Genomic DNA, 22,884 nt, shown 5'->3' on the forward strand with positions numbered 1-22,884 from the left:
GAGCAAGACCCACCCGAACCAGCCTGTAACACTCCCCATTCGGAGCGGATCGACCCGCGGATCGCATCTTTGAGAACCCACCGACCATTCTCGCGGCTCGATGATGGTCGGTGGCTTCTCAAAGATGGAGCCTGCGGCCGCTTCCGGTGGTTTGGGGAGTGTTGCAGGCTGATTCGGGTGGGTACGGCTCCCCACACCGGTTTGGGGAGGCCCGAGTGCCGTGAATTCCTGGGCGTGCGTCGAACCCCGCCGAACTTATGGCGCGAACTTCCGACTCAGGACGCTAGAGAACGCTCAGCTGTAGATGGCGCTGACGTGGTAGACGCGGCCGCCCCAGCCGTCGTCGGGGAACGAGTCGGACACGCGGACGTAGCCGGCCTTGTCGGCGCCGAGGTAGGGCGTCAGGTCGAACGTCCGGGCCGCCTTGTTCTCGCCGTCGTGGTACGGGTTCGTCTCGGTCGCGACCGTCGTCCAGTTCTGCCCGTCGCCACTGACCTGTACGACGAACTCGTTGTCGATCGTCAGCGTCGCGGACGCCGACGTGGTGTCGGACGGGAACGGGAAGCGGTAGACGAAGTACGAGCGCCCGTCGGCGAACCGGTTCTGTACGCCGTTGCTCTGCGACCCGTCCGCGTCGTACAGCCACGGGGTTTCGGCCGCCGTACCGGTGTCGAAGTCGGCTGTGTGCGCGATGAGGATGTCGGACCGGGTCGTGAACGACAGCTGCGATCCGGACGTCGCGGACGCGGTCACCGAATGCAGGCCGTCCGGCGTACCCGCGGGAATCGTCACGTCGAGGTCGACGGACGCCTGCACCGGTACGGCGTTGCCGCGTGTTCTCAACGTCACGGTCGCCTTCGCAGGGGTGACCGTCCAGCCTGACGGGGCGGCCGCTTGGACATTCGCCGTGATGAGATCACCGACCGGACCAGTGGCCTGTACGTCGACCTTCACCTTCAAATGAGTCGCAGAACCGGTCGCGGGCATCACCACGGGCAGGGCCGGATCGGTTGTCGCGGACAACGATCGCACCGGCGGCGTCAGCGGTACGGCGGCGATCAGGGCGCTCAACGCGCTGGCCTGGGTTCGCCAGTCGAAGACGTTCGGCGTCGCGCCGGACCACCGCTCTCCGAGCCGGTCGGCCGCGTCGTGGTTGTTGTCCCAGATCGTGGCGGCCTGCTGCGCGACGAAGTCGGTGTAGCGACGGTCGTGCGTGGTGTCGGCGAGATCGGTCCAGTAGCGCAGGAAGATGCCCTTGAACTGCTTGCCGTTGTCGTCACACGTGCGGCCCGGCGCATCGCAGGCCTCCGTCAGTACGCCGTCGGTGACGAGTCCGCCCGGGGCGATCGCGGCGTCCGCCAGCCGCCGTACCGTGGTCAGCAGTTTCGGGTCGCGGGTCGCGCGCCACAGCTCGAGGCCGGCGCCGATCGCGAGGCCCTGGTTGTAGCTCCAGACCGTGTCGCCGTTGCTCTCGCAGTTGCTCTTCAGGCCGTCGTTGACGAGGCCGGCGGAGTTGATCATGCCGCTGCCGGTGAACCAGTTCCAGCCTTCCTGCGCACGGCCGAGCCAGCGCTTGTCGTGCGGCAGGCGGTTGTGCAGTTCGGCGGTCAGGCGGATCCAGAGCCCGTTGGTGACGGCGTTCTTGTAGGTGCGTTCGCCGTTCCACCACACTCCCCCGCCGCACGAGCTCGGGTCCCAGTAGCCCTCGACGTACTCCGCGATCGTGACCGCCATGTCCAGGTACTTGCGGTTCTTGGTCAAGTCGTACGCCTGGATCCAGGTCAGGCCCCACCACTCGGAGTCGTCGATAGCGCGGCTGGTGAAGTTGCCGAGCAGCGGGTCGCCGGACAGGTACCCGGCCGGGAACACGCGCTTGTCCTTCTCGAACGTGTTGTCCAGCTGCCCGAGATAGCGCCGGTCGCCGGTGCGCTGCATGTAGTCGCCGATGGTCTGCAACGCGACCGCTGAGTTCCACCAGCTGGACGGGAACCAGGCCTTGTTCGGCTCGTACGAGCCCATCAGTACGTCGGCTGCGACGCGCGCCCGCGCGGTTGCCGTCGCACCGCCGGACCCATCGGTGGCGCCGGCGGGTTGTGGCACGAGGGCCGCGGCGAGCAGGATCGCCCCGGCTGTCAGGACCTTCAGAATCTGGACACGACGATTCACGCGATCTCCTCGAGATGCTTCGTGGCGGCTCGGCTCACCGAGGTCTGGAAACGTTTCGAGAATGTATCGTCGTCGCGCCCGACAACGATGTCAATGCCCTGCTACCGGCTTTGTTCAGACTCCGGTGGTGGCTGCTACCCGGCCGGCGTTCACCGCTTCGGCGAAGGTGGTGTGGTCGTGGCTGTTCCGGTCGGCGTACGTGGTGGCGAACGTTGTCACGGCGTTGTCGAAGCGGTCGGACTTGCCGAGGTAGGCGGCCAGGGCGAAGCGGTCGCCGGAGCGGGCGTGGGCCCGGGCGAGGGTCCAGCCGCAGAGGCGGCCGTAGAGCGTCATGGCCTCGGGGTTCAGGTTCTCGATATCGGCGGAGAGCTTCCAGTCGCGCAACTGGCGGACGTAGTAGTCCTGTTCACCGTCGGCGGTGTCGGCGCGCATCCAGCCGAGGAAGATGTCGCTCGCGGCCTGCATCAGGCGTTGCCCGGTGACGACACGCTCCCCTTCGTTCGGGTACTCCGACGGATCGACGTACGACGACAACACCGACGGACCCGCCTGTTTCGCCTGCAGGAGCAGCGCTTCGTCGGCCACCGTCGACTCCATGAGGATGATCCACGCGCGCGTCCCGACGCTGCCGACACCGACCACCTTGTGTGCGACGTCGGTGAGCCGGAAGTGGTCGAGCAGGTGCCGTCGATCCGGCTGCAACGTCTCGCGATACCGGGCGACCAGGTCCTGCAACTGCCCGAGCACCCCTGCCCCGTCGACGAGCTCCCTCACAGGTACGACGAGCGGCGGGTCCGACACGATCCGGCGCCCGTCGCCGGCGGCAGTCGTGAGCTTCCCGATCGCCTGCAGGCTGTTGCGGGTGTACGCCTTCGCGAGCTTCCCCTCGGCCGCCTCGAAAACCTTCCGCTTCCGCTTCCCCGACGACAGCGTCGCCCTGTACCGCGTGACGAAATCCTCGATATCCATCCGCGCGTACCAGACCGAAAGAATCGTCTGCCCCGCGAACTCGCGCATCGCCTCGCGATAACTCCGTACGGCGGTCGACGCGACCTCCCGGCACTGCTTCGAACTGAATCCGTTGTCCCGCCCCGCCACCACGAAGCTGGTCGCGAGTCGCTTCACGTCCCACTCGAACGGCCCGGGCAGCGTCTCGTCGAAGTCGTTGATGTCGAACACCAGCCGTCGCTCGGGCGATGCGTAGGCGCCGAAATTCGACAGGTGCGCATCGCCGGACAACTGCACCGCGAGCCCGGTCGCCGGCGCCTCCGCCAGGTCGGCGGCCATGATCAGCGCGGCACCGCGGTAGAAGGTGAACGGCGAAACCAGCATCCGCCCGTGCCGAATCGGCACCAGCTCCGGCACTCGCCCCTCGGCCTGGGCCAGCAGCAGCGCGACCGGATCCCGGGTGTCGCTCGACCCGACTTCGGCATGCGACTCGCGCGGCACCTTCTGACGCTCGGCCTTCCCGCGCGCCGCCCGTTCCTCGACCGTCAACTGCTCGCCCATCCCGTCAGCGTCGCCCACCGATCGCCGATTTGCCAGCACCGGCACGACGACCAGCCTGCGAGACACCCCAAAGTGCATTAAAGGAGTGGACTTAATCTGCTTCCCATGACCTTTCTCTGGTACATCCCGAACCAGGTCGACCCCGGTCACCGCGGGGACGACACCGTCCAGGGACACAACAGCATCGAGCGCCTGACAGAGCTGGCCCGGCTCACCGAGGACCACGGGTGGTCCGGCGCGCTGCTCGGCACCGGGTGGGGCCGGCCCGACACGTTCACGGTCGCGACCGCGCTGGCCGCGCGCACCACGACGTTCCAGCCGCTGGCCGCCATTCGGCCCGGGTACTGGCATCCCGCCCACTTCGCGTCCGCGGCGAGCACGCTCGACCAGCTCACCGACGGGCGGCTCCTGGTCAACATCGTCTCCGGCCAGGACAACCTCGCGGCCTACGGCGACAGCGAGGGCGATCAGCCGCAGCGCTACGCCCGTACCAAGGAGTTTCTCCAACTGGTACGGCGCTTGTGGACCGAGGAGGACGTGACGTACGCCGGCGAGTACTTCTCCGTCACCGGCTCCACGGTCGCGACACGTCCCGTCGTACGGGAAGGTCGGCCGCATCCCAGGCTGTACTTCGGCGGCGCATCGGATGCGGCGCAACGGGTCGCCGCGACGGATGCCGACGTACAACTGTTCTGGGGTGAGCCGCTGGACGGGGTCGCCGCGCGGATCGCTCGACTGCGCGAACTGGAGAACGAGCTCGGTCGCGAGCATCCGCCGCTGGAATTCGGGCTGCGCATCACCACGCTCGTCCGCGACACCACCGATGAGGCCTGGGCCGACGCCGAGGCGAAGGTCGCGAAGATGGCCGAAACGCAGGGCTCGCGGGACAAGCGCTGGTTCAAGGCGGTCGGGCAGCAACGCCTTCTCGACCTGGCCGAACGCGGCGAGATCCTCGACGACAACCTCTACACCGCTCCCGGCAAGTACGGCGGTGGCGGCGCCGGCACCACCTGGCTGGTCGGCTCCCCCGACGACGTCGCCAAGTCCCTGAACAAGTACCGCGATCTCGGCATCACCCACTTCATCCTCTCCGACACGCCGTACCGCGAGGAGATCGTCCGCGTCGGCGACCAGCTCCTCCCGTTGCTGTCCTGACGTCGAACCCTCGGCCTGATTGGATGTGATCATCGCTTGACGGACGCATGCCGAGTGTGATCGGTTGATTACCGAGCGCCAACGGTGGGTATGTGGCGCTGTGAGGCATGTGAGGAGCACTGATGGTCGTATACCTGCCCAGGTCCGCGTGGAACGCGCGCCCGCCGAACGGCGGACCGGGCAACCTGACCGTGTCGCGGGTCGAAGGCGCGGTCATCCACTGGCCAGGAACCGGATCGACGAGTGTCATCCACACCAAGGCGGCCGTCGCGTCCGCGTTGCGTGGCTGGCAGGACTACCACATGGACACCCGCGGCTGGTCGGACATCGCGTACCAGATCGCGGTCGACCAGGCCGGACGGGCCTGGACGCTGCGCGGCCTGCGGACCCAGTCCGGCGCCAACGGCGACACCGACGTGAACGAACGGTACGGCGCGATTCTGCTGGTCCTGGTCACCGGGGAGCAGCCGTCGGCCGCGATGAAGGCGACCACCCGCGCGGTGATCGCCGACTTCCGCAGCATCTACCCGCGCGGTACGGCGATCCGGCCGCACTCCGCAGTACGCCCGGAGCCGACCGACTGCCCCGGAGACCCCGCCCGCGCCGCGATCGCCCGCGGCGAATTCACCCCCGGCCACTCGGAGGACGACGACATGACCCCGGCCCAGATGCAGGAACTGAAGAACTTCATCGAGGCCCGGACGCAGGCTTACGCGCTCTGGACCCACCGGCAGTTGCGCAAGGACCTGTCGGCGGTAGTGAAGGCGTACGCGCTCGACATCAAGAACTACGAGCGTCAGACCGACGCCGCCGACGCCGCCCGCGCCGCCGCCGCGGTCTGGGCGACCGCCCCGAAGAGCCTGCAGGTCGACGGTGCCGCCGCGGCGCAGCCGGCCGCCCCGGACCCGAACACCGATCCGGACCTCAGCCTCCCGGACCTCGAGCCGTTCCCCGAGGCCCCCGCCGCCGCAGCTGATCCTTCGTCCGACGAAGCACCCGCCGCGGAGGCCGCTCAGTAGATCGCCCCTCCGGCCAGGTCCTGCCGCGCACTTTGTCGGTGGGACCTGGTTGGCTGTGCCGGTGGATCTCGTAGAGCTGACAGCACGGTTGGAGAAGATCTCGGTCGGGTACGGCGAGCGACTGGGCTTCGACCGCGACCCCGACTGGTTCCTCCTGAAACTCCAGGAGGAAGTCGGCGAACTCACGCAGGCCTACCTCCAGCACACCGGCCGCGCGCGATCCAAGGGCGCGACGCCGGACGACATCCGCACCACGTTCCACCAGGAGTTCGCCGACGTACTCTGCCAACTCCTCCTGTTCGCACACCAGCACGACGTCGACCTCCCGCAGGAGATCAAAGCCAAATGGCTGGTCTACGAGGCCTGAGTGCTGCGCCCCGGCCGGGCGTTCTTGATCAGCAGGCCCAGCACGACCAGCGGCGCGAGGCCGACCAGGATCGCGATCGGGATCCCGAGCCAGACCGGCAAGGTGAAGCCGGTCTGCAACGTCACGATGAAGTAGACGAACACGAAACCGAACGGCCAAACGAGGGTCCCCAGCCACTTCTCGCCCCGGGTCCACCGGTCCGACGTCCACAGCAGTACGGCGCCGACGACCCAGCCGACCAGCACGAGGAACCCACCGAGCGCGAGCAGGGTCAGCGCCAGGACCTCCCGCCCGCGGAACGTCGGCCGGTACCGATCGACCAGCACCAGCCCGTCCGTGGACGCCGCGACCAGATCGTCCGGATCGCCCAGCCGCTGCAGCATCCGCCGTACGTCGTCCTCCGAGGTCGCGCCCGCCGCGCGGGCCTCCGCGATGTGCGACGTGACGTCGGCCAACAGGTCGGTACGCCGGGACTCGGGCAACGGCTCCGCCGCCTTGGTCAGGTACTTCAGGTAGGCGTCGACGAGGCGATCGCCATCCTGCTGCACGTTCATGCGCCGGTCTCCTTGGGGACGCGCGCCTCCTTGAAGAGGGCGACGTACGCGGCGAGCTCGACGACGCCCGCGATCAGCATGCTGAGCCAGAGCGGCGGCCCGAAGAACTCGGCGCCGGCCGCCGCGGCCCACCCGACCGGCCAGGCGATCGTGCCGATGATCTTCCAGACGATGGTCCAGCGGTTCGAGGCCCACAGGAACCAGACTCCGATCAGCCAGCCGACCATCAGCAGGAACGGCCCGAACACCAGCAGCGCCAGCGCGCCCCAGTCCCACGGGCGCAGGCGCGGCTCGGCGACCGGCTGCGCCGGTCCGGCGGTCGCGGACAGTTGACCATCGTTCATTTCCACGTTCATCCCCGTCTTCCACTCTCAAGAATCGCGTCGACCGAGGCGCAGAACCGTTGCCAGTCCGCGGTGAACGCAGCCAGCGCCTGGCTGCCCTCGGCCGTCGATGTGTAGTACCGCCGCGGTGGGCCGGACTCGGACTCGCGCCAGCTCGTCTCCACCAGGCCTTCCCGTCGTAGCCGGGCCAGCAGTGGGTAAATCGTCCCCTCGGTGGTCACCAGACCGTCGACGTCGCCCAGCGCCTTCACCAACTCGAAACCGTAACGGGGCTGTCCCTGCAACAGCGCGAGCACGCAGAACTCCAGCGTCCCGCGGCGCAGCTGGGTGAAGACCTTCTCCGCTACCATGCGACACAAGGTACCTGTTGGCACCGAGAACCCGCAACAACCGCTGAGCCGTCAGCCAGTTCAGCCAGTCGGTCAGGCGGTTTTGGGGCGGACCGAGAACATCAGCATCAGCACGACGCTCGGGATGACGACGACCCAGAGGCCACTGAGGTTGAACAGGACCGGGGCCAGGCACACGACCAGGAGGTCGAACCCGCGGGCCGGCTGCGAGAACAGGCCGGGCGGGATCGCGCCCATCGGGGACGTGACAAGCGGTCCGGCGTACGACGGCGGCCGGGCGGACGCCTGCCGGACGGTACCGGAAATGATCGCGGCGGCCACGGCGAAGCTGGAGCTCGCGCTGCCGATCGCGGGATAGGCGCAGGCCGCCCAGACGATCGTGAACAGGCCGGGGACGACAGCCATCATCACCCGCAGGTCGCGGAGGTCCCAGCCGAGCGCACGCACCAGGCCGGTCGAGCGGCAGGCGCTGCGGAGTCCGTCGAGCATCGGCCGTACGGCGATGAAGCCGGCGATCGCGGCCGCGATCGGTACCAGGACGTGGAAGCCGGCGCCGTGGACCGCGTACGGGACGACGAGCAGCGCGAACGCGACCGCGATCCGCCGCGGCCAACGCAGGATCCGATGGAACTCGCGATGCACGATCGCGGCCCCGTCCGCACCCCGACCACGGCGCGAGCGCACCCGCCCCTTCAACCGCCAGTGCCGCCCGGCGATCACGTCTCCGAGCATGCTGACATCAAGGCTGCTCGCCGCCCCCGCAAGCCCCGCCAGCAGCTCACCCCCAGCAATCACACTGATCCGCCCCAGCCGATCAAGCGTCCGCGAGGCGAGGAAGGTCAGCAAAGCGCACGCGACTACCGCCGCGGCGCAGAAAAACAGCAGGTACCCCTGACTGGATGTCAGCGCGTCTGCCTCCTGAACCGCGCCGAGGTGCAGCGTCGGAGAGGGCTCTCGACCGGTGAACGTCGACGGGATGATTTCGTTGGTGAAACTGTCCTCGCGTGGGACGAAGGCCAGGAGCACCGCCGGGATCACGGCGGCCACCAGCAGCACGTCCGAAACCCTCAAAGCCCACTTGGAACGACGCGCGGTCTGTTGCGCCCACACCGACGCGACCGCAGCGCACACGAGCGCTCCCCCGATCAGCATCGCCGCCGTGAAGACGTCGAACAAAGACCTCCCCAGGAGAGCCCAGGTCACCGCTCCGACGACCACCCCGATAATGGCGACCGCCGCGATCACCAAGCGGAAGGCCGGTCGTAGCAACGCCGACCGGTTCACTGGCGTACCCAGCAACCAGAACCCAGTTGCCCGCGACGCCGACACCGGGCCGACCGCGAGCAGCACCCGGATTGCGGTTGCCAGGAGCAACGGTACGGCGATCCACGGCATCGCGGCGGTCAGTTGTCCGCACGTGGACGTCGTACACCCGGAGGCGTTCGAGTTCAGGTGTCGTACGACGTTGCCGCCGGTCGCGCCGACCATCGCCAGGGTGAACAGGACGAGGTACACGTCCTCGAAGATCTCCCAGAACGACCGGTCCGCGTGCTGCCGCCGCGTCGTACGCATCCACTGCCGCAACGCACGCGACGACGGGATCGCCCCGAAGTCCGATGGATCGAACCGTACCGGCTCGTCAGCAGCGCTCATGGGAGCGGAGTGAGGGTGACGACGGAGTCCGCGACCGTTTCGACCAGAGCCGGGTCGTGGCTCGCGAAGAGGATCGCCGTACCCGACTTCTTCTCCTGGACGAGCCGGTCGGACAGCCACTGGACGCCGCCGGTGTCGAGGCGGGCCTCGGGCTCGTCGAGGACCATCAGCTTGCGCGGGCGAACCAGCGCCGTGGCCAGCGCGAGCCGGCGGCGCTGGCCGGACGACAGCGAGCCGGGCAACTGGTCGGCAGCCGACAGGAGACCGATGTCGTGCAGCGTCGTGTCCACCAGGTCTTCCGGCGACGAGTTGCCGTGCGCGCGGGCGAGCAGGTCGAGATGCTCGGCCGCGGTCAGGTCCGGGAAGAAGTCCAGGTCGTCGAGGAGGGTGGCGACGTCCCGGCGTACCGCTTCGGCGCGCTCGTCGATCGGCAGACCGTCGAGCAGGATCTTGCCGGCCGCCGGTTCGGCCGCGCCGACGATGCACTTCAGCACGGTCGTCTTGCCCGCGCCGTTCGGCCCGACCAGAGCGATCGCCTGGCCGGCCCGCAACGTGAACGTGAGGCCCTCGATCACCGGACGGTCGCCGTACTTGTGCTGCAGATCCGTCACGGCCAGCCGGGGCGCCGCCTTCTTGCTCATTGCTTGCCGCTCACTTCTTCCGGACCAGCGTCAGCCCGTCGCCGATGCCGAGCATGATCACGTCGACGCGCTCGTCCTTGGCGATCTGCGCGTTGAACTCCTTACGGTCCGCCGGACCGTCCGCGTCCACCACCCGGCCGCCGGCCAGCGTGTTGTCGAACAGCAGCAGCCCGTTCGGCCGGATCAGCGGCAGCACCGCCTCGAAGTACCGGATGTACCAGTCCTTGTCGGCGTCGACGAAGGCCAGGTCGAACTCGCCGTCGAGCTTCGTCACCGACTCGTGCGCGTCACCGATCCGCAGGTCGATCTTGCCCGCGACGCCGGCCCGCTCCCAGTACTTGCGGCCGATCGAGGTCCACTCGTCGCTCACGTCCAGGCAGATCAGCTCGCCGTCGTCCGGCAGCCCGCGGGAGATCGCCAGCGCGGAGAAGCCGGTGAAGGTCCCGATCTCGACGGCCCGGCGGGCGCCGATCAGGCGGGTCAGCGTGGTCAGCAGACCGGCCTGGTCCGCGGTGGTCAGCATCCCCGCGGGGTTGCCGAGCTTCTCGGTCTCGGCGCGCAACTCGGTCGCGATCTCGTCCAGCGGCATGCCGTGAGCGAGCATGTAATCGTGCAGTTCCTCGGTCACCGGTACCTGATGGCCCATGGAAATCCACCCCTCCGTGTATTAGATCGGTCGCCTGTAGTCTCTATGGGTTGTTCGTTCGCCTGACACCCACCCCACCTCGAGGGAGCACCCCGTATGCGCATCGCCGTCGCCGGCTCGATCGCGACCGACATCCTGATGACGTTCCCGGGCCGGTTCAAGGACCAGTTCCTCGAGGAGCAGATGCACAAGGTCTCCCTCTCGTTCCTGGTCGACGAGCTGGTCGTCCACCGCGGCGGCGTCGGCGCGAACATCTGCTACGGCATGGCCCAGCTCGGGTTCCCGTCGCTGCTCGTCGGCTCGGTGGGCGCCGACTTCGCCGAGTACGGCGCGGCGCTGACGGCGGCCGGCGTCGACATCTCGCACGTCCGCGTCTGCGGAGGAGTACACACCGCGCGGTTCACCTGTACGACGGACCTCGACGCGAACCAGATCGCCTCGTTCTACACCGGCGCGATGGCCGAGGCGCGCGAGCTCGACCTGGGCGCGATCCATCAGGCCGCCGGCGGTGTCGACCTGGTGCTGATCGGCGCCGACGACCCGGACGCGATGCTCAAGCACACCCGGCTGGCCAAGCAGCACGGGATCGCGGTCGCGGCCGACCCGTCGCAGCAGATGGCGCGCATGGACGGCGCCGACATCCGCACGCTCGTCGACGGCGCGGCGTACCTGTTCAGCAACGAGTACGAGGCCGGGCTGATGGTGCAGAAGACCGGCTGGAGCCACGACGAGATCCTCCAGCGGGTCGGCGTACGCATCACGACCCACGGCGGCGACGGCGTCGTGATCGAAGCTGGTGGACTTTCCGGTGGCAGCGGGATCCTCGCGAAGGTCCCGGCGGTGCCCGCACCGAACCTGGTCGACCCGACCGGCGGCGGCGACGCCTTCCGCGCCGGCTACCTCACCGGCCGCGCCGCCGACCTCGACCACGAAGCAGCCGCCCACCTCGGCTGCACACTGGCGACCACGGTGCTCGAGACGGTCGGCACCCAGGAGTACACCCTGGACCACCCGACCTTCCTCGACCGACTCACGAGCACGTACGGCGCCGAAGCTGCCACCACTGCGAAGCAGGCGCTGGGCGTCCGCGCTTAAGTCGACGTGATCCGGTCGATCGTGAACGCGGCCTGTTTGCTGTTCGCGATGCCGACCCGGATCCGGTAGCCGCCGATCGCCGCGGACTTCTTCGGCCCGAGCGTGACGTGCTTGTTGCCGACGTAGAACGTGACGGCGGTCTTGTGCCGCTCGTACCCGACCATCTGCCCGCCGTTGCAGGTGAAGCCCTGGTCGGAGATGAAGATGTTGTTGCCCGAGAAGTCGAACCTGCCGTCCTTGAGCGTCCCGGTGCAGTCCGCCTCCGGCACCACCGGCCTGGGCTTCACCGTCGGCTTCGGAGTCGGCTTCGGGGCCGGTGGCGGAGTCGGCGTGACGACGGGCGTCGGCGTACCGCTGTCCGACGTACTGCTGTCCGACGTACTGCTGTCCGACGTACTGCTGGACGACGTACTGCTAGCTGGCGTCGACCCAGCGCCCGACCAGGTCCCTGACCCGCCGCCCCCACATCCCGCCAGCACCAACACCGCACCCACCACGCCGACCCACCGCAGGTCACCCATACCGCCAGCGTCCCAACGCCCCACCGGCTGGACTTCTGGATGTCCGCAACCTGTCACAGCCATCTGGGGAGGATTTCGGGCCGAATCGGGCGCAAAATCCTCCCCAACCCACCCCGGTGGGGCGGCGCCAGGACCCGACGAGACAGCTGGGTGGTTTGCAGGCACTCACCAACCCGTGGCGCCACCGCCGAGCGACGGCGCCTCACGCCTGATCCTGCACAGCCGCGATCGGTTCTTGAGTGGCACACGTCCGGATATCCCCTCGCGTTGGGGGTTCTCCCCTCCCAGACCAACAGAGAACCCACAACGCGAAGGGATAACCCTTCGTCTGCCCGAGGTGCCGGCACGTGTGGGTGGCTGTCCCTCAGGACAGCCGTGCGAGGGTTCCTGTCTGGGCCAATAGCGCGAAGCGGTCCGGGCAGCCCCAGTGTTCGACGATCCGGCCGTCCACGACGCGCGCCTGCTCGAACAGCGCGATGTCGATCGGGGCGTTGCTCGGCGGCCCGAAGAACGATCCGGTCGCCGTGCCCCGGGCGCGGCCGCGGGCCCAGACCAGGTCGCCGACGACGACCGAATCCTCCAGCGTGTAGACGATGTCCGCGGGCGCTGCGGGTGCCGCTCAAGCGGGCGCAGGCCGTCTACCGTGCGCTTGCGGCGCCCGGTGTCTACCAGGAGCTGGTCGACGAGTCCGGTTGGACGCCGGCCGAGTTCGAGACATTCGTCGCCGACTCACTTCAGCGTCAGGTGCTCTGAGAGCGGGCCCACAGCCCTCGGACGTGGCCGATGTGCTGCCGCATCAGTTGTTCGGCGCCTTCGGCGTTGCCGGCTTCTATGAGGTCCAGGAGGTCGTGGTGTTCGGTGGCGGACGGGACCAGGCGGCCGCTTTCGACCAGCGGGGTGAGGCCGAGCAAGCGTGTCTGGGAGCGTAGGTCCGAGACGACGTCGACGAGTTTCTGGTTGCCGGAGTACGCGAGCAGCGTGACGTGGAAGACCCGGTCGGCCTCGATGTACGCGATCAGGTCGCCGGCCTGGGCGGCCACCACGATGTCCTCCGCCAGTCGCCGCAGCCGCGGGTAATCGGCAGGCGGGATCACGGGTACGACGTCCCGGATCGTCGGCGGCTCGATCAGCTGCCGCAGCGCGGCCAGGTTGTCGAGGTCATCGTCGGACACGTCGGTGACCCGGAAGCCCTTGTTCCGCAGCGAGATCACCAGGCCCTCGCGGACCAGGTCCAGCATCGCCTCGCGGACCGGCGTCGCGGAGACCCCGAACCGCGCGCCGAGCGTCGGCGCCGAGTACACCTCCCCTGGCTTCAGCTCGCCGGAGATCACCGCCGCCCGCAGCGCGTTGGCGACGCTGTCACGCAGGTTCTCGCGCTGCGCGAGCCGCCGTACGCTCGGCAGCGGCCCGATCGAATCGGCAGCCATGGTTCACCTCCTGGGTCGCCGCCTATTGTGAAGCACTTGCCGTCAGTGATTCGGGATGCCACCCCCGACGGACGCGACCAGCTCGGTCAGCCGCTCGAAGACCCGCTGCGTTCCCAGCCCGTCGTGCTCGTACTCGTTGGTCACCCACGCCTGCACGTTGCCGACCCGGTGTGCGGTGTCCAGCTGCAGCCCGGAGTCGACGTACATGTCGTCGAAATACACCGCGGCGGCGACCGGTACGTCGTTCGCGGCGAGCCGCTCGAGGTCGTACAGCTCCGGCCACCGCGGCCGCTGTGCCAGCACCTCGACGGCGCCCTGGAACGGCCGCAACCCGCGGATCTCCTCGAACATCCAGGGGTACATCATCTCGCCGGTGAACAGCAGCGGCCGCGCGTCCTCGGCGAACTCCGGGTGCCGCGCCCGCTCCGCCTCGGCCGCCCATCCGGTCGCGCCGTCACCGGATCCGTAGATGCTCTCCTGCAGCGCCGCGAACAGCGGTCCGTCGAGGTACGACGACGATGCCAGCACCTGCCCCAGGAAGCCGTCGGACAGTTCGTCGCCGTCGAAGGCCTCGTCGATCAGCCAGTGGATGCGCTCGTACCCGGGTTTCATCCCGAAGTCGATCCCGAGTGACTGCAACCGCCGTACCGTCAGCCGATCGCCGTCCGGCAGCCGTACGTCGGACTCCGCCAGCCCGTCCGCGATCCGGCCGACCCGCTCCACGTTGTGCGGGTACCGCCGGTAGAACTCGCGGTTCTTGGCCGCCACCCGCGGATAGGTCCGCCGGTACACCTCGGCCGCCGACGGGTCGAGCGACGCGAGCCCACCGGTCACGTAGCACGCGGTCAAAGCGTCAGGCGCCTTGGACAAGTAGGTGAGCGTGAGGAAACCGCCGTAGCTCTGGCCGAGGGTCGACCATCGATTGCCTTTGAAGACGGTTTTTCGCAGGTGCTCCGCGTCCGCGACGATCGAGTCCGCCCGGAAGCAGGCCAGGTAATCGGCGCCTTCCTCGGCCGTCATCGACGCCATCCGCCGACCACTGACCGGCGTACTCCGGCCCGTCCCGCGCTGGTCCATCAGCACGACCCGGTACTTCTTCAACGCGTGCTCGATCCACCCCGACACCCCGGTCGGCCGCGGCCCCTTCCCACCGGGACCGCCCTGCAGGAACAGCAGGCACGGCAGGTCCTCGTCCTTCCGCGTCGGATCGATCAGCTCCCGCGTGAACACGGTGATCGACTCGCCCGGATCCGCCCAGTCCAGCGGCACCTCCACGCTGTGCTCGCGGACGTGCATACCTGGGATCGTGTAACTGGTCATCGAGCCTGCCTTCGTCTGGCGTCCCATTCCGGGTTGATCCGCGGTACGGCGGCCAGCAGCGTCTTCGTGTACTCGTCCTGAGGATCCCCGAACACCTGGTCCCTTGTCCCAACCTCGACGATTCTGCCCCGGTTCATCACGGCGACGCGCTGCGAGATCTGCCGTACGACGGCCAGATCGTGCGCGATGAACACGTAGCTGAACCCGCTCTCCCGCTGCAGCCGCATCAACAGCTCCAGCACCTGCGCCTGGATCGACACGTCGAGCGCCGACACCGCCTCGTCGCAGATCACCAGCTTCGGGTTCACCGCGAGCGCGCGGGCGATCCCGATCCGCTGCGCCTGCCCGCCGGAGAACTGCGCCGGGTACCGCCGGCAGTGGTCCGGGTTCAGACCGACCCGCTCCATCAGCTCCTGCGTGAACGCGCGCCGGCCTTTGGCAGGTGTGATCCCCTGGTACGTCAGCGGCGCGGTGATGATCCGCTCCACCGTGTACCGCGGGTTGAGCGACGAGAACGGGTCCTGGAACACCACCTGCACGTCGTTCCGGAACGACGCCAGCTCCTTGCCCCGCGCGCGAGTCACGTCCTGCCCGTCGAACACGACCGTACCGGCCGTCGGCTCGAGCAACCGCGCCGCGATCCGCGCGGTCGTGGACTTGCCACTGCCCGACTCCCCCACGATCGCGAGCGTCTCGCCGAGCTCGACCTCGAAACTCACGTCGTCGACGGCCGTGAACGTCGACCTGCGAGCCATCGTCCCTTCGCCCCGGGTGACGAACTCCTTCGTCACGCCCTTCACTTCCAGCAACGTCATGCTGAGTCTCTTCCTTGGGCAACCTCGTCATCGATCCGCGGTACGGCGTCCAGCAGCATCCGCGTGTACTCGTGCCGGGGATCCGAGAACACCTGCTCCGCGGTCCCGTACTCGACCGGATCACCCGACTGCATCACCAGCACCCGCTGGGCGATCGAACTGATCACCGCGAGGTCGTGGGTGATGAACATCATCCCGGTTCCGGTCGTCGCCTGCAGCTCACCGAGCAGCTCCAGGATCTGCGCCTGAACAGTCACGTCGAGCGCGGTCGTCGGCTCGTCCGCGATCAGCAAGGACGGCGAGCAGCACAGCGCCATCGCGATCATCACCCGTTGCCGCATGCCGCCGGAGAACTGGTGCGGGTAGTGGTCGACCCGGCGCGCCGCATCCGGGATGTGCACCCGCTCCAGCGCCTCGATCGCAACCTTCCGAGCAGCGCTCCGCGACCCGCCGCGGTGCGTCCGGTACATCTCGGAGATCTGCAATCCGACGGTGTAGTAGGGATTCAGCGACGACAGCGGGTCCTGGAACACCATCGAGATCGCGTTGCCACGCACGGATCTGAGGTCGCGGTCCGAGCGGCCTAGCAACTCGGTACCGTCCAGTCGGACGCTTCCCGACGTACGGGCGCCGCGCGGAAGCAGCCCGAGTACGGCGAGGGCCGTCATCGACTTGCCCGACCCGGACTCGCCGACGATCCCGACCGTCTCGTCCCGGCCCACCGTGAACGACACGTTCTTCACCACGTCGACCGGCCCGCGGCTGGTCGGCAAAGTGACAGTCAAATTGTCGACGACGAACAGTTCGTCACTCATGACGACACCACCCGCACCCGCGGATCGAGGGCCGTGTACAGCAGGTCCACCACAACGTTGCCGATGACAACGAAGAAGGCGGCGAGCAGGGTGACCGCCATGATCACCGGCTGGTCGTTCTTGGCGATCGAGTCGGCGGCCATCTTGCCGATCCCGTTCAGCCCGAACACGGTTTCCGTGATCAGCGCGCCGCCGAGCAGCCCGGCGAAGTCCATCCCGAAGATCGTGGTGATCGGCGTCAACGCGGGCCGCAACGCGTGCCGGCGCATGATCAGCGCACCGCTCAGTCCCTTGGCCCGCGCGGTCCGGTAGTAGTTCTCCGCCAGCGTGTCGATGACGTTGCTCCGGGTCAACCGCGCGTACAGACAGGCGTAGCCGACGGCGAGCACGACCCACGGCATCAGGTACGACTCGAACCACAGCAGCGGGTTGTCCGCGAACGGCACCGCCGACGGGAACGGCAGCAGCTGCAGCTTCACGACCAGCACGTACTGCAGCACCAGCGCGAGCACGTAGTTCGGCACGCTCACACCGCCGAGCGCGAGGCCCATGGCGGACCGGTCCCACCACGTGCCCTGCTTGACCGCGCTGACCAGACCACCGATCACGCCGACGAGCAGCCACAGTACTGCGGCACCGACCGCGACCGTGATGCTCACCGGGAGCCGTGCGGTGATCATGCTCCACACCGACTCGTTGGTCTGGAAGCTGTACCCGAGACACGGCGCCGAGCAGTGCACCGAGCCGTAGTCACGGCCCGCGAAGATCCCACTCAGGAAATCCCAGAACTGCGTGAGGAGCGGCTGGTTGAGCCCGAGCACGTCACGGATCGAGTCGATGCGTTCCGGCGTACACGTCTTGCCGCAGATCATCACCGCGGGATCCGGCGACAGCTTGAAGAAGATCAGATACGTGAACAGACAGACGGCGAGCAGGATCAGTACGACGCCCCCGAGCCGGCCGAGGACATAGCGCATCATGCGGCTTCTCCTTGGTCGATGACGGTGCGGATCTTGTCGCCGAGGACGGTCAGCGAGAGGACGGTGAGGAACAGGAACAGGCCGGGGATCGCGAAGAACATCGGGTCCACCGAGTACCAGCTCACCGAGCTCGAGATCATCTGGCCCCAGGACGCGGTCGGCGGCGAGACACCGACGCCGAGGAAGGACAGGCCCGCCTCGGTGCCGATGTAGCCGGGGATCGCGAGCGTCGTCATCACGACGATCGAGCCGCGCAGGTTCGGCAGGATCTCCCGGAACACCACCTGGGAGTCCTTGGCCCCGGACGCCCGCGCCGCCTCGACGAACTCACGGTTCGCCAGCGTCATGGTCTGGCCGCGGATCACTCGCGCCAGGTACGGCCAGCCGAACGCGCTGATCACCACGACCAGCAGCACCGGCCGGTTCCCGGACGGCAGCGACGACAGGATCGCGATCATGAAGATCAGCGCCGGGAACGCCATCAGGAAGTCCATCAGCCGGGAGATCACCTGGTCGACCCAGCCGCGGTAGAACCCGGCGAGCATACCGAGCACGACACCGAGGATCCCGGCCAGCAGGGTCGCCGAGAGCGAGATCGTGATCGACACGCGGGCGCCGTACACGATCCGCGCGAACAGATCACGGCCGTTCTGCGGTTCGACGCCGAACCAGTGCGAGCCGCTGATCCCGCCGAGCGAGCCGTGCGGTACGCCGCCGAGGTCGGAGTTGATCGCGGCCGAGTCGAACTGGTAAGGCCCCCAGCCGCTGAGCTTGGTGATCAGCGGCGCGGCGACCGCCATCAGAACCACGATCGCCAGGAACACCAGGCAGGCCAGCGCGCCCTTGTCCCGCGTGATCCTGGTGAGAATCCGCCGGCCCGAGGTAGGCGGCGCCGACGACGGCACCACCTCCTCGACCTCGACGAGCGCCGGGCTGGTTGTCACCACTCGCCCCACCTTCTTCTTCTTTCCTTCTCCCCCAACCACCCGCTTTTTCTTTCCTTCACTTGCCGCTGTCTTTCAGCCCGACCGACACGAGGTCGATCCCGCCCGAGAACCCGTCGTGCAGGTAGGCGCCACCAATGTTGCTGCCGACAAGCATCAGGACCTTCTCGTAGAGCAGCGGAACGACCGGCGCCAGCGCCATGATCTGCTTGTCCAGTTCGCCGTACGCCTTGTTCGCCGCCTGGACGTCGGTCAGCTTCGCGATCTCGTCGATCTTCGCGTTCACACCCGGGTCGTTCAGCTGCGACAGGTTGCTGTTGCCCTTCGGCGTGATGTTGCGGCCGTCGAACAACGGCGGCAGGAAGGTCGCGCCGGACGGCCAGTCCGGGCACCAGCCGGTGATGGCCGCGTCGTGCTGCTGCGACGTCGTACCGATCACCTCGTAGTACGTCGCGGTGTCGATCGTGTTGATCTTCACGGTGATCTTCAGCGGCTCGAGCGCCTGCTGGATCGCGACCGCCATCGCCTGCATCTTCGGTTGCGCGCGGGTGTCGAGCGTCATCGTGAAGCCGTTGGCGAAGCCGGCCTCGGTGAGCAGCTTGCGAGCGCCGTCGACGTCACCCTTGTGGTCCGGGCTCGGGTACGGGTCGTAGTCCACGCGGCCCGCGATGGTCGGCGGCTGGATGCTCGTGGCGATCTCGGCGAGCGTCGACCCACCGACCGCGTCGCGGACGGTCTGCTTGTTCACGGCGAGATTGATTGCCTGCCGCACCTTCACGTTGTCGAGCGGCTTCTTCGTCGAGTTCAGCCCCATGTACGTCGTACATCCGCCGAGACCGCTCATCGTGCGCTGCTTGAGCTGCGCGGTCTGGACCCGGGCCACCGTGGCGGCCTGGATCGTGCCGGCGATCGCGTCGGCGTCGGTGCCTTGCCCTGCGATCATCCGCTCGTCGATCGTCGCCGGGTCGAGACCGAACGTCCACTGGAACGCGTCCGGGTTCGCCGTCCGCACATCGTCGGTCTTCTTGTCCCACTTGTCGTTGCGGACCAGTTTGAGCGACGCACCCGGCTTGTACTCGGAGACCTTGTACGGTCCCGATGCGATCGGCTTGCTGTCCAGCGCGTTCCCCGCACCCTGCCCCTTCGGCACCGGCGTGAACGTGTTCTGCGCGACCACACTGCCGAAGTCCGCGTACGCCTTCTTCAGATGGAACACGATCGTCTTCGCGTCCGGAGTCGCGATCGTTGCCAGGTCACCCGACTTGTAGGGGCCTTGGTACGACGCGGGCGCGTCGATCAACTGCTTCGCGTACGGCGAGCCGATGCCGATCTCCGGATCCCAGGCACGCGAAACACCCCACTTCACGTCGGCACTCGTGATCGGCGCACCCGTCTCGAAGAACAGGCCGTCCTTCAGCGTGAACGTCCAGGTCTTACCGCCATCGGACGGCTTGCCCGTGTCGGTGGCGAGATCCGGCACGATCTTGGTGCCGTCGGCACCCGGTGCGGCGCCCTGCGTGGTGAGCGTGCGATAGATCAGCCGGTAGAAGTTGTTGACGCCGCCGTCGAAACCGCGGGCCGGGTCGAGGTGCGAGAAGGCCGCGTTCGCGAGCACCTGGAGCGTGCCGCCCTGCGCGGCCTTGGCGCCGGGGCCGGCAGATGCACCGTTCGCGCCGTTCGATCCGTTCGCGCCGGATGTGCCGCCGCCGCACGCGGTCAGCGCGAGCGCCGCCGATGCCACGAGCCCCACCAGCATGGAAGTTCTCTTCATCAGTCGTCTCTTTCGGTTCGCAGCCACACACGCATGGCCAGGGCCTGACGGTTCCCCCAGAGGAAGTACGGCACGAACGTCACCGGTACCTCGTCGATGGCGGATCCTGGGGTCTGTTCGGTGATCACGGGGTAGAGCTCGGAGGGCGGCGACGGTGCGACACCGGCGGTCAGCTCGAGTACGAGATGGTCGTCCTGCTGGCGGGTGGTCGCCTTGGATACGGCGGTCGGTGAGAGCAGCAGGTCGTCGATCGGTGCGGTGGAATCTTGTTGCTCGACGCAATAGACCAGCGGCCCACGGGCGACGGCGATCGCGCCGCGGGTCGCGTCGAGATACGGGTGCGACCCGTGCGCCCGCGGCACCATCGGCAACGTCAACCGCAGTACGTCCCCGACCGCAAACGTCCGCCGCACCACCGCCCAACCATCCACAACCCCCACCTGCTCCGCGTCACCCACTTCAGCTCCGCCCGCCCCGCCCGTCCCGGGCGCTCCAGACGCTCCGACCGCTCCGGCGGCTCCGGGCGCTTCGGCCGCTTCGGCCGCTTCGGGCGCTTCGGATGGTTCGGGCGCTCCGGATGGTTCGGGCGCTTCGGGTGCGGACAGCTCGGCGTCGGGTGCCCACCACGGGATGCGGAGGGCGATCGCTCGTTCCTCGGGCGGTGCGTTCTCGACGGTGAGGGTGATCTCGCCGTCCCACGGGTAGTCGGTGGCGACCTTGACGGTGAGATCACCCGCGGTGATGCGGGCGTCGGCGTAGATCCCGACGTACAGGATGTTGTCGCGGGCAACGGCTACGTGGTCCTGCAGCTCGGACATCCAGCGGATGATGTTCGGCGGGCAGCACGGGCAGCCGAACCACGCGCGCCGCAGCAGTTCCCCGCCGTCCTCCATCCCGGAACGTTGCTCGTGGTCCGGCCGGCGCTGCAGCGGGTTGTCGTAGAAGAACGCCGTACCGTCGGCCGAAAGCCCTACCGCATAAGCGTTGTAGAGCACAGTCTCGTACACGTCGAGGTACGACGCCTTGCCGGTGGCGCGGAACATCCGCCAGGCCCACTGCATCGTCGCGATCGCCGCGCACGTCTCGGCGTACGCGCGCTCCGACGGCAGCTCGTACCGGTCGCCGATCGCCTCGTCGGAGTGCCGGCTTCCCAGCCCGCCGGTGAGGTACAGCTTGGTCGCGACCATGTCGTCCCACAGCCGCTCCAGCGCCGCAAGCAGCGTCGGATCACCGGTCTCCAGGTGTACGTCGGCCGCTCCCGCCGCGAGGTACGCCATCCGTACGGCGTGACCAGTGACGGACGGCAACTCGCGAAACGGCACGTGATCCTGGAAGTACTCCCCCGCAAAGATCGTGTGCTTGAGCTTCCCGCGCCCGCGCCGGTCGACGAACAGCCGAGCCTGCGTCAGGTAGTCCTCGACGCCGGTTTCACGATAAAGCTCGACCAGCGCCATCTCCACCTCGGGATGCCCGTCGACAACCTCCTCGCCGTGCTCGCCGTACTTGGTGACGACGAGATCCGCGAACCTGCGAGCGACGGTCAGCAGCCGATCGTCGCCGAGTTGCCGTTGCGCGGCGACCGCCGCCTGGATGAGGTGACCGAGGTTGTAGAGCTCATGTCCCCAGCCGAGGTCCGACCAGGGCTGCTTCGGCTGGTCGGGGTCCTGGAAGTACGAGTTCAGGTAGCCGTCCTGAGCCTGCGCCTGCTCGAGCAATTCGACGACCTCGTCGTAGAACTCCCGCGCACCGGCCGGCGCATCGACGCGCTCGACCTCGTAGGCGAGTCCTTCGAGCGTCTTGTAGAGATCGGTATCCAGAAACGGGTACCGCCCGCGGTACGCCCCGACCGACGGGTCAGCCAGCCGCCGGAGGTTCTCCAGATTCCCCGCCTTCCGCAGCTCCGCGATCGCGTGCGGGATAGTCGCCCGCCGGTTCTGCCGCTGCCAGTCATGCAGCAACCCACCGGTAAGCTCCACGCCCAACTCTGTGCCGTGTGACATTGCACAGACACTAAGTGCAAATGTCACACCTTGCCAAGCGATAACGCCAGACATTTACACCCCGGACACAACCACCACCCCCAATCCGCCCTCCCCACCCCCGCCCACCACAGGTCTACCCCCGCTCTCCAGTCCGATGTGCAGACGTAGTTGATGGCCCACGAGCACTCGAAACAAGCCCTGGGGCGCCAAAACCCGACATACCCTCTCCCCACCCACCAGCGCCTGTCCCCAGTCCCACCGCACGCACCGCACGCACGCACCCGTCGCACGCACGCACCCACCGCACCACCGCGCGCACGCCCGGCACGACCGCACGCACCCGCCCACACGCCATGCGCCAACCGCTCGCACGCACGCACGCATCAGCGCACGCACGCCCCGCACCACCGCACGCACCCCGCGCCAACCGCACGCACCACGACCACCGCACGCACCGGACACACCGCCGCATCCCGCCTACGCCGAGCGGTCCGTGCGACTGCCCGACCCCGATCGAGCGCCCCCGGCCGCACACGAGGGGATATCCGTCGGTGTTGTGCCTTATCCGCTGGTATTAGAGCGGAGAACCCACCACACCAGGGGATATTCGGTCTTCTGTCGGATGGGTGGGTGTCGCGGTGCCAGCTGGCGGGTGGCCTGAGGCTGCCCCCGTCGACGGCCCCGCCGGGTGGCCGGGTTCGTGGCCGGGTTCGTGGCCGGGTTCGTGGCCGGGTTCGTGGTCGGGCTGGTGGCCGGCTGGGTGGTCGGGTTCGTGGTCGGCGCGGCTGCATGCGAGGGGATATCCGGCGG

General features: G+C 68.1%; 23 protein-coding genes. 5 read left to right on the top strand and 18 right to left on the bottom strand.

Annotated features, from left to right (window positions below):
- Positions 1-294: 294 nt before the first annotated feature.
- Positions 295-2,166, bottom strand: coding sequence for a glycoside hydrolase family 76 protein (locus ACWF0M_RS30525; RefSeq protein WP_452239179.1), 1,872 nt, complete (start codon positions 2,164-2,166; stop codon positions 295-297).
- A 114-nt stretch (positions 2,167-2,280) separates the two neighbouring features.
- Positions 2,281-3,675: a DUF2252 domain-containing protein gene (locus ACWF0M_RS30530; protein ID WP_452239180.1), complete on the bottom strand. Its 1,395-nt coding sequence runs from the start codon at positions 3,673-3,675 to the stop codon at positions 2,281-2,283.
- Between the two features lie 105 nt (positions 3,676-3,780).
- Between ACWF0M_RS30530 and ACWF0M_RS30535 the strand changes: the two genes are divergently transcribed.
- From ACWF0M_RS30535 to ACWF0M_RS30545, 3 genes are all read left to right on the top strand, one after another.
- Positions 3,781-4,830, top strand: coding sequence for an LLM class flavin-dependent oxidoreductase (locus ACWF0M_RS30535; protein ID WP_452239181.1), 1,050 nt, complete (start codon positions 3,781-3,783; stop codon positions 4,828-4,830).
- 122 nt (positions 4,831-4,952) lie between these two features.
- Positions 4,953-5,849: a peptidoglycan recognition protein family protein gene (locus tag ACWF0M_RS30540; protein WP_452239182.1), complete on the top strand. Its 897-nt coding sequence runs from the start codon at positions 4,953-4,955 to the stop codon at positions 5,847-5,849.
- 61 nt (positions 5,850-5,910) lie between these two features.
- On the top strand, positions 5,911-6,216 hold the full coding sequence (locus tag ACWF0M_RS30545) for a pyrophosphatase (RefSeq protein WP_452239183.1): 306 nt from the start codon (positions 5,911-5,913) through the stop codon (positions 6,214-6,216).
- Here the strand turns inward: ACWF0M_RS30545 and ACWF0M_RS30550 are convergent.
- The 6 genes from ACWF0M_RS30550 to ACWF0M_RS30575 all read right to left on the bottom strand — a co-directional run bounded on the left by ACWF0M_RS30550 (position 6,204) and on the right by ACWF0M_RS30575 (position 10,404).
- Positions 6,204-6,770 carry an HAAS signaling domain-containing protein gene (locus ACWF0M_RS30550; RefSeq protein ID WP_452239184.1) on the bottom strand — a complete coding sequence of 189 codons (567 nt, stop codon included), beginning with the start codon at positions 6,768-6,770 and terminating at the stop codon, positions 6,204-6,206. The genes ACWF0M_RS30545 and ACWF0M_RS30550 overlap by 13 nt on opposite strands.
- Positions 6,767-7,114: a hypothetical protein gene (locus tag ACWF0M_RS30555; protein ID WP_452239185.1), complete on the bottom strand. Its 348-nt coding sequence runs from the start codon at positions 7,112-7,114 to the stop codon at positions 6,767-6,769. The genes ACWF0M_RS30550 and ACWF0M_RS30555 overlap by 4 nt, the downstream gene beginning before the upstream one ends.
- 8 nt (positions 7,115-7,122) lie before the next feature.
- On the bottom strand, positions 7,123-7,464 hold the full coding sequence (locus ACWF0M_RS30560; protein ID WP_452239186.1) for a PadR family transcriptional regulator: 342 nt from the start codon (positions 7,462-7,464) through the stop codon (positions 7,123-7,125).
- A gap of 72 nt (positions 7,465-7,536) precedes the next feature.
- Positions 7,537-9,117, bottom strand: coding sequence for a DUF6297 family protein (locus ACWF0M_RS30565; RefSeq protein WP_452239187.1), 1,581 nt, complete (start codon positions 9,115-9,117; stop codon positions 7,537-7,539).
- Positions 9,114-9,758: an ABC transporter ATP-binding protein gene (locus ACWF0M_RS30570; protein ID WP_452239188.1), complete on the bottom strand. Its 645-nt coding sequence runs from the start codon at positions 9,756-9,758 to the stop codon at positions 9,114-9,116. The genes ACWF0M_RS30565 and ACWF0M_RS30570 overlap by 4 nt, the downstream gene beginning before the upstream one ends.
- Before the next feature lie 10 nt (positions 9,759-9,768).
- Positions 9,769-10,404, bottom strand: a complete 636-nt coding sequence (locus ACWF0M_RS30575; RefSeq protein WP_452239189.1) for an O-methyltransferase — start codon at positions 10,402-10,404, stop codon at positions 9,769-9,771.
- A gap of 96 nt (positions 10,405-10,500) precedes the next feature.
- Between ACWF0M_RS30575 and ACWF0M_RS30580 the strand changes: the two genes are divergently transcribed.
- Positions 10,501-11,499, top strand: a complete 999-nt coding sequence (locus ACWF0M_RS30580) for a carbohydrate kinase family protein (protein ID WP_452239190.1) — start codon at positions 10,501-10,503, stop codon at positions 11,497-11,499.
- Here ACWF0M_RS30580 and ACWF0M_RS30585 read toward each other — a convergent pair.
- On the bottom strand, positions 11,496-12,020 hold the full coding sequence (locus ACWF0M_RS30585; RefSeq protein WP_452239191.1) for a hypothetical protein: 525 nt from the start codon (positions 12,018-12,020) through the stop codon (positions 11,496-11,498). The two genes, ACWF0M_RS30580 and ACWF0M_RS30585, sit on opposite strands and share 4 nt — an antisense overlap.
- Before the next feature lie 364 nt (positions 12,021-12,384).
- Complete coding sequence (locus ACWF0M_RS30590; protein ID WP_452239275.1) at positions 12,385-12,615, bottom strand: ester cyclase; 231 nt, start codon at positions 12,613-12,615, stop codon at positions 12,385-12,387.
- 17 nt (positions 12,616-12,632) lie between these two features.
- On the opposite strand from ACWF0M_RS30590, the gene ACWF0M_RS30595 reads away from it, so the two are divergent.
- Positions 12,633-12,773 carry a hypothetical protein gene (locus ACWF0M_RS30595; protein WP_452239192.1) on the top strand — a complete coding sequence of 47 codons (141 nt, stop codon included), beginning with the start codon at positions 12,633-12,635 and terminating at the stop codon, positions 12,771-12,773.
- On the opposite strand, the gene ACWF0M_RS30600 is transcribed toward ACWF0M_RS30595, so the two are convergent.
- Genes ACWF0M_RS30600 through ACWF0M_RS30635 form a run of 8 tightly spaced genes read right to left on the bottom strand, consistent with a single transcriptional unit; the run spans position 12,761 to position 22,068 of the window.
- Positions 12,761-13,447 (bottom strand): GntR family transcriptional regulator, encoded by a 687-nt coding sequence (locus ACWF0M_RS30600; RefSeq protein ID WP_452239193.1) that lies wholly within the window; start codon positions 13,445-13,447, stop codon positions 12,761-12,763. The two genes, ACWF0M_RS30595 and ACWF0M_RS30600, sit on opposite strands and share 13 nt — an antisense overlap.
- 42 nt (positions 13,448-13,489) lie before the next feature.
- Entirely contained in the window at positions 13,490-14,767 is a 1,278-nt protein-coding gene (locus ACWF0M_RS30605; protein WP_452239194.1) for an alpha/beta fold hydrolase, read from the bottom strand.
- A complete protein-coding gene (locus ACWF0M_RS30610; RefSeq protein ID WP_452239195.1) occupies positions 14,764-15,582 on the bottom strand; it encodes an ATP-binding cassette domain-containing protein in 819 nt (272 codons plus the stop codon). The genes ACWF0M_RS30605 and ACWF0M_RS30610 overlap by 4 nt, the downstream gene beginning before the upstream one ends.
- Positions 15,579-16,397: an ABC transporter ATP-binding protein gene (locus ACWF0M_RS30615; protein ID WP_452239196.1), complete on the bottom strand. Its 819-nt coding sequence runs from the start codon at positions 16,395-16,397 to the stop codon at positions 15,579-15,581. Before ACWF0M_RS30615 ends, ACWF0M_RS30610 begins: the two co-directional genes overlap by 4 nt.
- Positions 16,394-17,377 (bottom strand): ABC transporter permease, encoded by a 984-nt coding sequence (locus ACWF0M_RS30620; protein WP_452239197.1) that lies wholly within the window; start codon positions 17,375-17,377, stop codon positions 16,394-16,396. The genes ACWF0M_RS30615 and ACWF0M_RS30620 overlap by 4 nt, the downstream gene beginning before the upstream one ends.
- Positions 17,374-18,324 (bottom strand): ABC transporter permease, encoded by a 951-nt coding sequence (locus ACWF0M_RS30625; protein ID WP_452239198.1) that lies wholly within the window; start codon positions 18,322-18,324, stop codon positions 17,374-17,376. The genes ACWF0M_RS30620 and ACWF0M_RS30625 overlap by 4 nt, the downstream gene beginning before the upstream one ends.
- A 55-nt stretch (positions 18,325-18,379) precedes the next feature.
- On the bottom strand, positions 18,380-20,092 hold the full coding sequence (locus ACWF0M_RS30630) for an ABC transporter substrate-binding protein (RefSeq protein WP_452239199.1): 1,713 nt from the start codon (positions 20,090-20,092) through the stop codon (positions 18,380-18,382).
- Positions 20,092-22,068: a glycoside hydrolase family 127 protein gene (locus ACWF0M_RS30635; RefSeq protein ID WP_452239200.1), complete on the bottom strand. Its 1,977-nt coding sequence runs from the start codon at positions 22,066-22,068 to the stop codon at positions 20,092-20,094. Before ACWF0M_RS30635 ends, ACWF0M_RS30630 begins: the two co-directional genes overlap by 1 nt.
- Positions 22,069-22,884 lie beyond the last annotated feature (816 nt).

This window comes from Kribbella sp. NPDC055110, assembly GCF_053607525.1.

Excerpts from the sequence above, each read along its gene's own strand:
- ACWF0M_RS30575 (WP_452239189.1), bottom strand. The coding sequence starts at position 10,404 with ATGGGCCATCAGGTACCGGTGACCGAGGAACTGCACGATTACATGCTC.
- ACWF0M_RS30560 (WP_452239186.1), bottom strand. The coding sequence starts at position 7,464 with ATGGTAGCGGAGAAGGTCTTCACCCAGCTGCGCCGCGGGACGCTGGAG.
- ACWF0M_RS30610 (WP_452239195.1), bottom strand. The coding sequence starts at position 15,582 with ATGACGTTGCTGGAAGTGAAGGGCGTGACGAAGGAGTTCGTCACCCGG.
- ACWF0M_RS30615 (WP_452239196.1), bottom strand. The coding sequence starts at position 16,397 with ATGAGTGACGAACTGTTCGTCGTCGACAATTTGACTGTCACTTTGCCG.
- ACWF0M_RS30535 (WP_452239181.1), top strand. The coding sequence starts at position 3,781 with ATGACCTTTCTCTGGTACATCCCGAACCAGGTCGACCCCGGTCACCGC.
- ACWF0M_RS30630 (WP_452239199.1), bottom strand. The coding sequence starts at position 20,092 with ATGAAGAGAACTTCCATGCTGGTGGGGCTCGTGGCATCGGCGGCGCTC.
- ACWF0M_RS30550 (WP_452239184.1), bottom strand. The coding sequence starts at position 6,770 with ATGAACGTGCAGCAGGATGGCGATCGCCTCGTCGACGCCTACCTGAAG.
- ACWF0M_RS30600 (WP_452239193.1), bottom strand. The coding sequence starts at position 13,447 with ATGGCTGCCGATTCGATCGGGCCGCTGCCGAGCGTACGGCGGCTCGCG.
- ACWF0M_RS30565 (WP_452239187.1), bottom strand. The coding sequence starts at position 9,117 with ATGAGCGCTGCTGACGAGCCGGTACGGTTCGATCCATCGGACTTCGGG.
- ACWF0M_RS30580 (WP_452239190.1), top strand. The coding sequence starts at position 10,501 with ATGCGCATCGCCGTCGCCGGCTCGATCGCGACCGACATCCTGATGACG.
- ACWF0M_RS30620 (WP_452239197.1), bottom strand. The coding sequence starts at position 17,377 with ATGATGCGCTATGTCCTCGGCCGGCTCGGGGGCGTCGTACTGATCCTG.
- ACWF0M_RS30540 (WP_452239182.1), top strand. The coding sequence starts at position 4,953 with ATGGTCGTATACCTGCCCAGGTCCGCGTGGAACGCGCGCCCGCCGAAC.
- ACWF0M_RS30585 (WP_452239191.1), bottom strand. The coding sequence starts at position 12,020 with ATGGGTGACCTGCGGTGGGTCGGCGTGGTGGGTGCGGTGTTGGTGCTG.
- ACWF0M_RS30570 (WP_452239188.1), bottom strand. The coding sequence starts at position 9,758 with ATGAGCAAGAAGGCGGCGCCCCGGCTGGCCGTGACGGATCTGCAGCAC.
- ACWF0M_RS30605 (WP_452239194.1), bottom strand. The coding sequence starts at position 14,767 with ATGACCAGTTACACGATCCCAGGTATGCACGTCCGCGAGCACAGCGTG.
- ACWF0M_RS30555 (WP_452239185.1), bottom strand. The coding sequence starts at position 7,114 with ATGAACGATGGTCAACTGTCCGCGACCGCCGGACCGGCGCAGCCGGTC.
- ACWF0M_RS30530 (WP_452239180.1), bottom strand. The coding sequence starts at position 3,675 with ATGGGCGAGCAGTTGACGGTCGAGGAACGGGCGGCGCGCGGGAAGGCC.